We start from the raw sequence: 12700 nt of genomic DNA on the forward strand, positions 1-12700 counted from the left end.
GCCTGCGGGAACGCCTCTCCAAACGACGGCTTACCGTCGAGTTTGAAAAGTTCGCCCTTTTCCTCCGTTGAAACCTGTTCGGTCATTCAAGACTCCTTCCTGTGCAACTCCCCGACCTCGCGAGTTTAAGATCGAGAGCCCCCTTAGGGCACGCTGCGGATTTTCAACCCCTCAACTTTACTGGAATCCAAGCCATGGAACTGCGAGAATCTCGCCCGTGCGGCGATCTTTCGAGGCCCGAGGCGCACATCGGGGGAAGCGCCCGGGCGACAGGGCCAGCGGGACATCGATGCAGATGGGCGCGCCCCCGTCGGATGGCGTGACGAGGGCGCGCGATGGGGTTTCGACGCGAGCAGGCGGGCAGGGCCCCTCGCGCCGAGGGTGGGATGGCGTGGACCGTATGGGGGGGCGTCACCCTCCAAGGTAGGCGCGACGAACGTCGTCGTTGTGGAGCAGCTCGTCACCGGTGCCCGAAAGGGTCACGTGGCCCGTCTCCATGACGTAGGCGCGCGAGGCGATGGAGAGCGCCATCTGGGCGTTCTGCTCAACGAGCAGGATCGTGGTACCAGCGGCATGCAGGTCCTTCACGATCTGGAAGATCTGCTCGATCAAGATGGGGGCGAGGCCCATGGAGGGCTCATCGAGCATCAGCAACTTGGGTGCGCTCATGAGCGCGCGACCCATGGCGAGCATCTGCTGCTCGCCGCCGGAAAGCGTGCCTGCAACCTGGCGGCGGCGCTCCTTGAGGCGCGGGAAGTGCGCATAGACGCGCTCGAGCCCGGGGGCGATCTCGGAGTTGGGACGGGTGTAGGCGCCCATCTCGAGATTCTCCTCGACACTCATCTGGGCGAAGACGCGCCTGCCCTCGGGCACATGCGCCAGACCGCGCTCGACGAGCTTATCTGCGGGGACATGCATGATGTCCTCGCCCATGAACTCGATCGAACCCGTACTCGAGCGCAGCAGGCCCGAGAGCGTCTTGAGCGTCGTGGACTTGCCGGCGCCGTTTGCGCCGATGAGCGCGACGATCTCGCCCTCATGGACCTCAAACGAGACGTCCTTGATGGCGTGGATCGCGCCGTAGTAGACGTTGATGTCCTCGACTTCGAGGACCTTGTTGGCAGTGTCCGCAGCCATCGTCTTTACGCCTCCTTCTGCTTGCCGAGGTACGCCTCGATGACCGCCTCGTTGCTCTGGATCTCCTCGGGCGTGCCCTTGGCGATGACCTTGCCAAAGTTCAGCACGCAGATGCCCTCGCAGATGTTCATGACGAGGCTCATGTCGTGCTCGATGAGCATGATCGCAATGTTGAAGGTATCACGGATCTTGACGATATTCTCCATGAGCTCGGCGGTCTCGGAGGGGTTCATGCCGGCGGCGGGCTCGTCGAGCAGCAGCAGGCTCGGGTTCGTGGCGAGCGCGCGCACGATCTCCAGGCGGCGCTGGGCACCGTAAGGGAGGCTCCCCGCCTGATGACTGGCGAGATCCTGCATGTCGAAGATTGACAGCAGCTCGAGGGCGCGCTCGTGCGCCTCGGCCTCGCGACGCCAGTACGCCGGCGTGCGCAGGATGCCCGAGAGCGTGGAGTAGGCCTTGGTGTTGTGCAGGCCGACCTTGACGTTCTCCTCCACCGTCATGGTGTTGAACAGGCGGATGTTTTGGAACGTGCGGGCGATGCCCATGCGGTTGACCTGGTAGACGGACTTGCCGCTCGTATCGTTGCCGTTGAGCAGAATGGTGCCGCGGGTGGGAGCGTACACCTTGGTGAGCAGATTGAACACCGTGGTCTTACCCGCTCCGTTGGGACCGATGAGTCCGGCGATCTCGGTCTTGCCAATGGTGAGGTTGAAGTCGTCGACCGCCTTGAGGCCGCCGAAATCGATGCCCAGGTGCAGGGCCTCGAGAACGGGAGCGGAATCGACGTCGCGCTCAGGCACGATGGAGTGGCTGGGGACCGGCACCATCTTGCCGCGCTCGAATTCGAACTTAGGCATCTGCCGACACCTCCTCTTCGGACGTCTTGCGCTTGGGGATAACGCGGGCCACCAAGTTCTTGAGCGAGTCGTTGTTGGTACCGATCATCACGAGGATCAGCACGATGGCGTAGACGAGCATGCGGTAGTCGGAGAACTGACGCAGCGCTTCGGGCAAGATGGTGAGGATCGTCGCGGCGATGATCGAGCCGCGCATGTTGCCCAGTCCACCCAGGACGACGAAGACCAAAATGAGAATGGACATGTTGAAATCGAACTTGGTGGCGGACAGCTGTGAGAAGCTGTTGCCGAACAGCGCACCCGCGGCACCTGCGAGGGCGGCGGAGACTACAAAGGCGATCATACGGTACTTAGTAGTGGAAATGCCCACGGACTCCGCGGCGATGCGGTTGTCGCGCACGGCTAGGATGGCGCGGCCGGTACGGCTGCGCACGAGGTTGAGCACGATCACGAGTGCGACCATGACCAACACGAAGCCGGCGAATAACGTCGAGATCATATCCGTGCCCGAAGCGCCCTGCGCACCCTTGATAATGGCGACGCCGGTCTCGGAGAGGCCGAGGTTGTCGACCGTGAGCTTGCCCGTGAGATTAAACAGGACGTGGAGCCCGCGCTCGTCCACGCCCACGATCAGGCAGGTGACGACCTCTTTGATGATCTCACCGAACGCGAGCGTCACGATGGCGAGGTAGTCGCCGGACAGGCGCAGGACCGGAATGCCAATGAGGAACCCGGCAAGGGCGGCGCAGGCGGCACCCACGACAAGCGCTATCACGAGACGGACCGTGTCGTTGGGGATCGCCTCGGAAAGGCTCATCGCGGCGACGATGCCGCTGTAGGCACCCACGCTCATGAAGCCCGCATGGCCGAGCGACAGGTCGCCCGCGACACCGACGACGAGGTTGAGGGAGATGGCCATGACAATATAGGCGCAGATGGGCACGAGCTGGCCCGCGATCATGCGCGGGATCATACCGGCGTCCTTGAGGAAGGACACGACGATGAACGCGAGGATGACTAGGGCGTACGTCAAAAAGTCACTGCGCGTCTTCTTGTTCTGGAGGAACTTAAACATGGCGCTACACCTTCTCGGGGACGTACTTGCCGAACAGACCGGCGGGCTTGACGAGCAGCACCACGATGAGCACGCCGAACACGATGGAGTTGGCGAGGCTCGTGGAGATATAGGCCTGGGCCATTGCCTCGATGATGCCGAGCAGGATGCCGCCCACAAAGGCGCCGGGGATCGAGCCGATGCCGCCGAAAACGGCAGCGGTGAAGGCCTTGATGCCGGGCATGGAACCCGTGGTGGGCTGGAGCACCGGGGAGTAGGAGCACAGCAGGACACCGGCGATGGCGGCGAGCGCCGAACCGATGGCGAAGGTCATGGAGATGGTGCGGTTGACGTTGATGCCCATGAGTTGGGCGGCCGCTTTATCCTCGGAGACCGCACGCATGGCCTTGCCCATCTTGGTCTTTCCGGTGAACCACATGAGACCCACCATGATAAGCAGGCAGGCGATCACCGTGACGAGCGAGACCGCCGAGACGTTATAAGCCTTGAGGAACGCCGGTACCGGGAAGCTCACGATGGACGTGAAGTTCTTGGGCGTGGCGCCCCAGATGAGCTGCGCTGCGTTCTGCAGGAAATAGGACACACCGATGGCGGTGATCAGCACGGCAAGCGGGCCGGCCTGGCGCAAGGGCTTGTACGCAAGCCCCTCAATGAGAATGCCGAGCGCCGTGCAGACGGCGACGGCGGCGATGACCGACACGATCGCCGGCAGCCCCATGTACGAGGTCACCACGAACGAGATATAGGCGCCGATCATGATGACGTCTCCGTGGGCGAAGTTGAGCATCTTGGCGATGCCGTACACCATGGTATAGCCCAGGGCGATGATGGCATAGACGCTTCCCATCGACAGGCCGTTGACGAGGTACTGCAAAAAGACCGTCATAGCCTCTCCCCCTTTCTTCTTTCACGCGCCGCATGGCGCAACAGGCAAAGGGACGGACCCTCGGTAAAGGCCCGTCCCCATCGTAGCTTGATGCACCGCGCGGCGGCACAGGACGGACGGCGCTTAGGCCGCTACGTACTTTCCATCCTTGATTACGTAGACCATCGGGTCCTTCTCGACCTCACCCTTGTCGTTCCAGGTGAGGGTGCCGGTGAGGCCCTCGACGGTGATCTTGGTCATTGCCTCGGGCAGCTTGGCGGCGACGTCGGCCGGATCGGCGTCGGCACCCAGACCGGCCTCGGCGAGTGCGAGGGAGACCGCGTGGACCGCGTCGTAGGCGTCGGCGGCGAACTGATCGGGCACCTCGTCGTAAGCGTCCTTGTAGGCAGCGACGAAATCGGCGTTCTTCTCCTCGTCCGCAGAGAACGGGGTCATGAGGTAGAGGCCCTCGGCCAGGGAGGTATCGAAGCCCTCGACGCCCAAGATGCCATCCATGCCGTCGCAGCCCATCATCTTCACGTCATAGCCCATCTCGTTGGCGTTAGCCAGCAGAACGGAGGCGGGGGTGTAGTAGATAGGGGCGAAGATCATCGTGGCGCCGGCGTCTTTGGCCTTGGTGAGCTGGTTGGTGAAGCTCGTGGCGGAATCGTCCTTGAAGGTCTCCTCATCCACGATGTTAAGCTTGAGCTCCTCGGCCTTTGCCACGAAGGCGTCGCGGATGCCGGAGGAGTAGGTGTCACCGGAGTTGTAGAACACGACGAACTTCTCGTCGGGGAACATCTCGGCGAGCTTCGTGGCGGCGTTGGCACCCTGGTTGGGGTCGTTGAAGCAGGCCTGGAACACGCAGGTCTTGTCGGCAGTGACATCGGGGCTCGAGGCGGACGGGGTGATCATGAACATCTGCGGGTCCTGATTGGCGACCTCGGCCACGGCAAGCGAAGCGCCGGTAGTGGTGGGGCCGACGAGTGCCTGCATGCCCCAGTCGGCGAGGCTATTGAAGGCGTTGACGGACTTCTCGCCGTCGGCGACGTCGTCCTCGGACTTGCTGACGAACTTGAGGTCGTCGGTGGAGAAATCCTTACAGGCGAGCTCGACGCCGTTGCACACGGAAGTACCGTACGACGCGGCGGAGCCCGTCAGCGGGCCGATGGCACCGATCTTGAACGCGGAGCCATCGTCAGCGGCAGCGGTGGAGCCGCCCTCGGACTCGTTGCCGGAGCAGCCGGCTAGAATACCTACAGCCCCCAAACCTGCTACGCCCGCGATAACGCTTCTGCGATTCATTACAGGGTTGAATGACTTACCGGTGAGGCACGACATGCGGCTCTCCTTTCAAACGAGGCCGGCTGAAAGCACGGCGATGAGCTGGCCCGCGGGTATATTTGCGCGGTTGCTCTAGGGTACACGCTTTAGCATACCGGAGTAAGGAAAATCCCCTCGAAATATCGGTGAAACAATTGCGTGCCCATTCATGCGAAGTCGTTCCGAAAATATGCATGTATCAGCCTCGGTAGGGACTTGATTGCATCTAAGGCACCATGTAACACAGTTGTTACGCAGCACAGAGGCCGCATCCGTATGCAAGCGGGTAAAATGCAGGCTATGCAAGAATCAGCCCCGTCGCGCGCATTCGCGCGACAGCAGGTAAAGGAGCGCGTCATGCACCAGAGCACCCGCACCGTCAACGTCGGACTCATCGGCTTGGGTACCGTCGGTGGCGGCGTCTTCCAGCTGATCGAATCCCATGCCGAGAAATACCGCCGGGCCTACGGCATCGACCTGCGCATCACCCGCGCCTGCGGCCTCGACGAGTCGCGCGCCCGCGAACTCGGAGTCACCGCGGAGCAATTCACCACCGATTGGCGTGACGTCGTAAGTGACCCGCGCATCGACATCGTCGTCGAGGTCATCGGCGGAGAGCATCCCGCGACCGAGATCTTCACGGAGGCCTTTGCCGCCGGCAAGCATGTCGTCTCGGCTAACAAGGCCCTGCTCGGCCGCCATATGGCCGAACTTGCGGGTGCCGCCAGCGCCGCGGGCGTTCAGCTGCGCTGCGAGGCGTCCTGCGGCGGCGGCATCCCCATCGTGGGCACGCTCGAGCACGACCTCACCGGCAACAACATCCTTGCCATCGCCGGTATCGTGAACGGCACCACCAACTACATCCTCTCGCGCATGACGACCGAGGGCCTGGGCTACGAGGAGGTCCTGGCCGACGCCCAGCGCCTGGGCTACGCCGAGGCCGATCCCACCGCAGACGTCGATGGCTTCGACGCCGCGAGCAAGATCGCCATCCTCTCCTCCATCGGCTTTACCACGCGCATCACCACCGACGATGTGTATATGCAGGGCATCCGCAAGATTTCCGCTGAGGATATCGAGGTCGCGCGCGAGCTCGGCTACGCCATCAAGATGCTCGCCATCGGACGCCGCACCGATGAGGGCGTGGACATCCGCGTGCACCCCGCCATGATCCCCGCGAGTCACCCGCTCGCCGGCGTGAACGGCGCCATGAACGCCGTGTACGTGGTGGGCGATGCCGTGGGCGAAACCATGTTCTACGGTGCCGGCGCGGGCGCCTTCCCCACCGCGAGCGCCATCGTGGGCGACGTCATGAATCTCGCCGAAGACATCTCCGCGGGCGTGAAGCCCCTGCCCGAACCCGCGCCCTTCGCACGTGAGCTTCCCATCCGCAACGTGGCGGACCTCGAGACCCGCTACTACGTGCGCCTGACCGCTGACGGCACGGACGGTGTCGCGACGGGCGCCACAGAGGTTCTCAATCAACACGGCGTCACTGTCGAACGCGTCATCCCGCGTGAGAACGGATCGTTTGCACTGCTCACCAACACCTGCCGTGAGGGAAACATGTTCGCCGCGCTTGGGGCGCTCTCTGGCGCCGCTGCGGCCGTCGAGGTGGCCAACGTCATCCGCATCGAGGACATTGCCGATTGGACCCAAGGCGTCGAGGCGAATTAGCACGGCTTTCACGCTGCGGCTTTTGCTTCGCATGAGTCTTCTGTCGCTTCTTTCGTTCGGCACCCCCCAGATTTCCTGCGGATACGAAGCTTGAATCCTTGCCACCGTTGCAAAAATCTGGGTAATCTAGATAAGCGTGTCAGTTAAACGACTGAGAGGGCGCGGAGCGCACGCGTTCCGCGCCCTCTTTCTTGAAAACCGCCGTCCGCATCATCCATCTCCTAACGAAAGGCAGACATGCTCCTGCAACTATTCCTCATCATCGTTGGATTCGCCCTGCTCGTCTGGGGCGCCGACCTTCTCGTAAACGGGTCGAGTCAGATCGCCGCACGTGTTGGCCTTCCCGACCGCGTCATTGGCCTCACGGTGGTCGCCGTGGGCACCGCCATGCCCGAGCTCGTGGTCTCGGTCGTCTCCGCCGTGGATGGGCACGCCGACATGGCGTTCGGCAATGTCGCCGGAAGCTGCATGGCGAACCTCCTGCTGATTCTCGGCATGAGCGCGGTCATCACGCGCCTACCGCTCGCCCGCCACACCCAGCGCTTCGAGATCCCCGTGAGCGTCGCCTCGGTGCTCCTGCTCATGCTCCTCTCCAATACCGGGGGCGAGCTCACTGCCGTCGAGGGTCTGATCCTGCTTGCCGTCTTCGCGGCGTTCATGGGCTACACCGTGTTCCTCGGCCTGCGCGAAGGCGACAGCGGCCACGAGGAGCTCGACCCCGAGACGCAGCTCATGCCTCATGAACTCGAGGATGAAGACGACGATGTCGCCGAGGAGGAAGACGAGGGCGAGCCCCGTGGCATGCACGTCTCGATCGCCCTAGTGCTGTTCGGCATCGCCCTGCTCAAGTTCGGCGCCGACTACGTCGTGAACAACTCCGTCGAGATCGCCACCGCGCTCGGCATCAGCGAGCGCATCATCGGCCTCACCGTCATCGCGCTCGGCACCTGCCTGCCCGAGCTCGTCACCAGCGTCGTTGCCGCGTTCAAGGGCAACACCGACATCGCCGTGGGCAACGTCGTGGGCTCGAACATCACCAATGTCCTGCTTGTCATGGGCGTGCCCGCGCTGTTCTCCCCCATTGTGTATGCATTCAGCTACAACATCGACTTCGCCCTGCTCGCGATCTTCTCCGTCGTCCTCGTGGGCTTCGCCTTTGTGGGCACCAAGCACACCATGACTCGACGCGAGGGCGTTTTCTTTGTGTTCATTTATATCGTCTACATTGTTGCCTCTGCCGTGCTGTAACACATCGCGATCATGCGGCGAAACACTCCCGTCGCACGCCACAGCTGCACGCGAAAAGCCCGCTTCACACAAACCGCCTCCCATCTCTCGGACCTCGAAGGATGGGAGGCGGTTTGTTTGGGCGCATCGGGACTTTTTCATCGCGCGCGATCTCACAAAGAAGGTGCGCGCCGTTAATTGGACGGTTTTCGAGCTAATTTAAGAGCAGGTCGGACGCAGGACTTCCATAGACGAAAAAGCACCAGATATCTAGGCGTCAAGATCCTTTAGCTGCTCCGCCCCTCCCAGACTTCTTGACATATCCGCTCTATTTGTAGTCTCAGATTTCGCAAGGGCAATGAAAATGGCTAAAAAGTACCGTTTTGTACTGTTAGCTATACTTGACTGTTGGGCATTCAACCCTTTCGCCACGGTTTTAGACCTCCCTGGGCACATATTGCACTACCCAGAGGCTCACAAAGCGGAGAAATACATCCCGAAGCCCATGCGGAAGCAGAATCGAGGCTCTGCGCGGGGTTCGACAAGGCCATCAGCGATACAAAACGGTATTTTTTAGCCAGAAATCCCATTCTAAGGTGTTCATCCATAAAAAAGGCGGGACCCACTTGAGTGGATCCCGCCTTGCAAAGAGCTTGTACGCTCAGACAGCTTGCAGGCGATGCACCTGCAGGAAACTACTTGAGGGTGACGGCAGCGCCGGCAGCCTCGAGCTTCTCCTTGGCAGCCTCGGCGTCCTCCTTCTTGGCACCCTCGATGACGGCCTTAGGAGCGTTCTCGACGACCTCCTTGGCCTCCTTGAGGCCGAGAGAGGTGAGCTCACGGACGACCTTGATGACCTGGATCTTGTTGTCGCCGAAGCCCTCGAGCACGACGTCAAACTCGGTCTTCTCCTCGGCCTCCTCGGCAGCGGCAACAGGGCCGGCGACGACGGCGGCAGGAGCGGCGGCGGAAACGCCGAAGGTCTCCTCGATAGCCTTCACGAGCTCGGAAGCCTCGAGCAGGGTCATTTCCTTCAGAGCCTCGATGATCTCATCGGTGGTAAGCTTAGCCATTTCTAAGTCCTTTCGGTTTCCCTGCATCTGGCAGGGAGATCAAACTAAAGTACGGCGCGCAAAGCGCCAGAGGTGCGGCCTTAGGCGGCCGCGGGAAGGCCGCCGACTAGGCCGCCTTCTGCTCGGAGATCTGCTGAACGGTGCGAGCGAGACCAGAGGAAACGCCGTTGACGCAAACAGCAATGTCGCGAGCGAAGCCGTTGATGAGACCGGCGATCTGACCCAGGAGCTGATCCTTGCTGGGGAGCTCGGCGATGGCGTCGACCTCGGCAGCGGTAACAGCCTGACCGTCAGAGATACCGCCCTTGATCTCGAGAACGCCCTTGGACTTCTTGGCGAACTCCTTGAGCACCTTGGCGGCGCTGACAGGCTCCTCCTCGAAGAACACGTAGGCGAGCGGACCAGCGAGGATCTCGTCGAGGTTCGGCTGCTCCTTGTTCTCCAGGGCGATGCGGACGAGGTTGTTCTTGTACACCTTCATCTGAGCGCCGCACTCACGAAGCTGCTTGCGGAGCTCCTGAGCCTGAAGAACGGTGAGGCCGTTGTAAGCCACGACAAAGACGCCGGCGTTGGACTCGAGCTTGGACTCGATCTCGGCAACTGCATCGATCTTGTACTGCTTTGGCATGTAGTACACCTCCTTCTTGTTCTTTCCCGGGCACGACCCGCCTTAAGAGTGGCGGGGGTGTGTCTCGAAAAAGAAACCCCCGCGCTGCAAGAGCGACGGGGGTGAGAAGACATATCTACTCAACCACCTCGGCTGGCGGGTTGCCCCTTTACTCCGTTGCACCCGTCTGAGCGGGCACGCGGGAACCGGCTGTCTCTGGCAGCGAATCGTGCGTGTGCGGTTAGGTAGTATCGCAAGTAAGGAAGTGGGCGTCAAGTGGCAACGGTGGCGACGCTAATCGCGCACAAGCTGCACACATTGACGGTGCGCTCGTTGGCCCTGAGCTCGTTGAAACATCCTCGTTCGTTTCAAACCCATGATAAATCACGTTACCAGGCCCTTTTCTGTGAGGAATCATGGATTTGAAACGAAACGGCTATTTCAAACATAGGATTCCTCACAAAGGTCCCGGGCTAGGCGGAATTTGAGACCCGGGCAAGGGGGTGCTAGGGCCCCGGGCTAGGCGGAACTGGGGTCCCGGGCAGGGGGGGGCGCCAGAGCCCCGGGCAAGGCCGCGCAAAGGGCACGGGTCAAAGGCACGGCCGCTCCCAAATCACACGCAGTGCCGCTAGGCAAAGCCCAAGGCGGTGCCGACTATGCGCACGACGAACGCAGCGATCCACGCCACCCCGCATTGCAAGGCAAAGACCGCGACCGCCCAACGCGGGCCCAGCTCGTTCTTCACCGCACCGATTGCCGCCACGCACGGCGGGTACAGCAGCGTGAACACGAGGAAGACATAGGCGGTAAGCGGCGTGAACAGCGAGGTAAGCGCCGAGGCGGACTCCGTCCCCAGCAGCACCGCGAGCGTGGAGATCACGCTCTCCTTGGCGAGCAGTCCGGTCACGAGCGCCGTCGAGGCGCGCCAATCGCCAAAGCCGAGCGGCGCGAGCACGGGCGCGATGATGCCGCCGAGGCCCGCAAGGAGGCTCTGCGACTGGTCGGACACCACGTTGAGCTGGCCGTCGAAGGTCTGCAGGAACCACACGACGATACTCGCCGCGAAGATGATGGTGAAGGCGCGCTGGATGAAGTCCTTCGCCTTGTCCCACGCGAGCATCACCGTCGTTTTGGCGGAGGGTAGGCGGTAATTTGGCAGCTCCATGATGAACGGCACCGGCTCGCCCTTAAACGCCGTACGTTTGAGCACGAGCGCCACCACGGCGGCGACGGCGACGCCCAGTAAGTAGAGCGACACCATTGCCAACACGCTGTTGCGAGCGAAAAAGGCTGCGGTGAGCAGGCCGTACACGGGCAACTTAGCAGAGCAGCTCATGAACGGGGTGAGCATGACGGTCATCTTGCGGTCGTGTTCGGAGGGCAGGGTGCGCGTCGCCATGATCGCCGGTACGCTGCAGCCGAAGCCCACGAGCATGGGCACGAAGCTGCGCCCCGACAGGCCGAAGCGGCGCAGGACCTTGTCCATCACGAACGCGACGCGCGCCATGTAGCCGGAGTCCTCGAGCATCGAGAGCAGCAGGAAGAGCACGACGATAAGCGGCAGGAACGACAACATGCTGCCAACACCCGCGAACACGCCGTCGATAACGAGCGACTGGACCACGGGGTTCACGCCGGCGGCCGCCAGCGCGCCGGCCGCGAGGCCGGTCAGCCACGAAACCCCCTCCTCCATCAGGCCCTGCAGCCATGCACCGAGGGAGCCGAACGAGACCCAGAACACGAGCGCCATGATGAGCAGGAACGCGGGAAACGCCGTGAACCTACCGGTGAGGATGCGGTCGATCGCCACCGAGCGCTTGTGTTCGCGGCTCTCGCGGGGCTTGACCACGCAGGCACGGCACACCTCGCCGATGAACGCGAAGCGCATGTCCGCCAAGGCCGAGAGCCGGTCCTTCCCGGACTCCCCCTCCATCTGGCTTATGATGTGCTCAAGCGCATCGAGCTCGTTTTGATCGAGGCCGAGCGCCTCCTGCACCAGAGTATCGCCCTCGACAAGCTTGGTCGCAGCGAAGCGCACGGGAAGCCCCGCTGCCTTCGCGTGGTCCTCGATCAGGTGCGCGACGCTGTGGATGCAGCGATGCAGGGCGCCGCCATCGGGTCCGTTGGGCGCGCAAAAGTCGAGACGACCCGGACGTTCGCGGTAACGCGCGACATGCATCGCGTGTTCCACGAGCTCCCCCGTCCCCTCGTTTTTGGCGGCGGAGATGGGCACGACCGGAATGCCCAGCATGCTCTCGAGCAGGTTGACGTCGATGGTGCCGCCGTTCGCGGCAACCTCGTCCATCATGTTGAGGGCGAGCACCATGGGACAATCGAGCTCCATGAGCTGCATCGTAAGGTAGAGGTTGCGCTCGATGTTGGTGGCGTCGACAATGTCGATGAGGGCGTCGGGCTTCGTCTGTAGGATGAAATTGCGGCTCACGACCTCCTCGCTCGTATAGGGCGAAAGCGAGTAGATGCCGGGCAGGTCGGTGATGGTCGCCTCGGGATGCCCCTTGATCTGGCCGTCCTTGCGGTCGACCGTCACGCCGGGAAAGTTGCCCACGTGCTGGTTCGATCCGGTGAGCTGGTTGAACAAGGTGGTCTTGCCGCAGTTCTGATTGCCGGCGAGGGCGAAGGCGATGGGATTCCCCGCGGGAATCGAATGGGCACCGGGACGGGGGCGATAGGCCTTCTCCCCCAGAGCCGGATGCTCGGTCGAACCGACCGCGGCGTTCTCGCGCTGAAGCTTGTGCGCGTCGTGGATATTCGCCAACGCGATGCGGGCCGCATCCGCACGGCGCAACGTGAGCTCGTAACCGCGCAGGCGAATCTCGATCGGATCGCCCATGGGCGCGT

At 62.4% G+C, this 12700-nt stretch carries 10 protein-coding genes; 2 read left to right on the plus strand and 8 right to left on the minus strand.

Translation table 11 applies throughout. The annotated features are described in order from the left end of the window. Nucleotides 1–411 precede the first annotated feature (411 nt). The 5 genes from ACT8II_RS04225 to ACT8II_RS04245 all read right to left on the minus strand — a co-directional run bounded on the left by ACT8II_RS04225 (nucleotide 412) and on the right by ACT8II_RS04245 (nucleotide 5275). A complete protein-coding gene (locus tag ACT8II_RS04225; protein ID WP_118654113.1) occupies nucleotides 412–1137 on the minus strand; it encodes an ABC transporter ATP-binding protein in 726 nt (241 codons plus the stop codon). A gap of 5 nt (nucleotides 1138–1142) precedes the next feature. Continuing rightward, nucleotides 1143–1994, minus strand: a complete 852-nt coding sequence (locus tag ACT8II_RS04230) for an ABC transporter ATP-binding protein (RefSeq protein WP_294122311.1) — start codon at nucleotides 1992–1994, stop codon at nucleotides 1143–1145. Then, nucleotides 1987–3069 (minus strand): branched-chain amino acid ABC transporter permease, encoded by a 1083-nt coding sequence (locus ACT8II_RS04235; RefSeq protein WP_294158013.1) that lies wholly within the window; start codon nucleotides 3067–3069, stop codon nucleotides 1987–1989. The genes ACT8II_RS04230 and ACT8II_RS04235 overlap by 8 nt, the downstream gene beginning before the upstream one ends. Before the next feature lie 4 nt (nucleotides 3070–3073). Next, nucleotides 3074–3955: a branched-chain amino acid ABC transporter permease gene (locus ACT8II_RS04240; protein ID WP_294158015.1), complete on the minus strand. Its 882-nt coding sequence runs from the start codon at nucleotides 3953–3955 to the stop codon at nucleotides 3074–3076. Between the two features lie 123 nt (nucleotides 3956–4078). Continuing rightward, nucleotides 4079–5275 (minus strand): ABC transporter substrate-binding protein, encoded by a 1197-nt coding sequence (locus tag ACT8II_RS04245; protein WP_199588920.1) that lies wholly within the window; start codon nucleotides 5273–5275, stop codon nucleotides 4079–4081. A gap of 339 nt (nucleotides 5276–5614) precedes the next feature. Here ACT8II_RS04245 and ACT8II_RS04250 point away from each other — a divergent pair, with 339 nt between their 5' ends. Continuing rightward, a complete protein-coding gene (locus tag ACT8II_RS04250) occupies nucleotides 5615–6934 on the plus strand; it encodes a homoserine dehydrogenase (protein ID WP_443813057.1) in 1320 nt (439 codons plus the stop codon). Nucleotides 6935–7171: 237 nt separating this feature from the next. Beyond that, nucleotides 7172–8182 (plus strand): calcium/sodium antiporter, encoded by a 1011-nt coding sequence (locus tag ACT8II_RS04255; protein WP_304292476.1) that lies wholly within the window; start codon nucleotides 7172–7174, stop codon nucleotides 8180–8182. A 674-nt stretch (nucleotides 8183–8856) separates the two neighbouring features. On the opposite strand, the gene rplL is transcribed toward ACT8II_RS04255, so the two are convergent. From rplL to feoB, 3 genes are all read right to left on the minus strand, one after another. Continuing rightward, complete coding sequence (gene rplL, locus ACT8II_RS04260; protein ID WP_118654108.1) at nucleotides 8857–9234, minus strand: 50S ribosomal protein L7/L12; 378 nt, start codon at nucleotides 9232–9234, stop codon at nucleotides 8857–8859. Nucleotides 9235–9340: 106 nt separating this feature from the next. After that, nucleotides 9341–9862 (minus strand): 50S ribosomal protein L10, encoded by a 522-nt coding sequence (gene rplJ, locus ACT8II_RS04265; RefSeq protein ID WP_118654107.1) that lies wholly within the window; start codon nucleotides 9860–9862, stop codon nucleotides 9341–9343. 607 nt (nucleotides 9863–10469) lie between these two features. Further along, a partial coding sequence (gene feoB / locus ACT8II_RS04270) for a ferrous iron transport protein B (RefSeq protein WP_443813060.1) occupies nucleotides 10470–12700 on the minus strand: 2231 nt, incomplete at its 5' end.

The sequence above is a fragment of the Collinsella sp. genome (assembly GCF_052346665.1).
Classification (GTDB): Bacteria; Actinomycetota; Coriobacteriia; order Coriobacteriales; family Coriobacteriaceae; genus Collinsella.

What these genes read in the sequence shown, in the direction of transcription:
- ACT8II_RS04240 (WP_294158015.1), bottom strand. Translation starts at nt 3,955, where the DNA reads ATGACGGTCTTTTTGCAGTACCTCGTCAACGGCCTGTCGATGGGAAGC.
- rplL (WP_118654108.1), bottom strand. Translation starts at nt 9,234, where the DNA reads ATGGCTAAGCTTACCACCGATGAGATCATCGAGGCTCTGAAGGAAATG.
- ACT8II_RS04225 (WP_118654113.1), bottom strand. Translation starts at nt 1,137, where the DNA reads ATGGCTGCGGACACTGCCAACAAGGTCCTCGAAGTCGAGGACATCAAC.
- ACT8II_RS04255 (WP_304292476.1), top strand. Translation starts at nt 7,172, where the DNA reads ATGCTCCTGCAACTATTCCTCATCATCGTTGGATTCGCCCTGCTCGTC.
- ACT8II_RS04245 (WP_199588920.1), bottom strand. Translation starts at nt 5,275, where the DNA reads ATGTCGTGCCTCACCGGTAAGTCATTCAACCCTGTAATGAATCGCAGA.
- rplJ (WP_118654107.1), bottom strand. Translation starts at nt 9,862, where the DNA reads ATGCCAAAGCAGTACAAGATCGATGCAGTTGCCGAGATCGAGTCCAAG.
- ACT8II_RS04230 (WP_294122311.1), bottom strand. Translation starts at nt 1,994, where the DNA reads ATGCCTAAGTTCGAATTCGAGCGCGGCAAGATGGTGCCGGTCCCCAGC.
- ACT8II_RS04235 (WP_294158013.1), bottom strand. Translation starts at nt 3,069, where the DNA reads ATGTTTAAGTTCCTCCAGAACAAGAAGACGCGCAGTGACTTTTTGACG.
- ACT8II_RS04250 (WP_443813057.1), top strand. Translation starts at nt 5,615, where the DNA reads ATGCACCAGAGCACCCGCACCGTCAACGTCGGACTCATCGGCTTGGGT.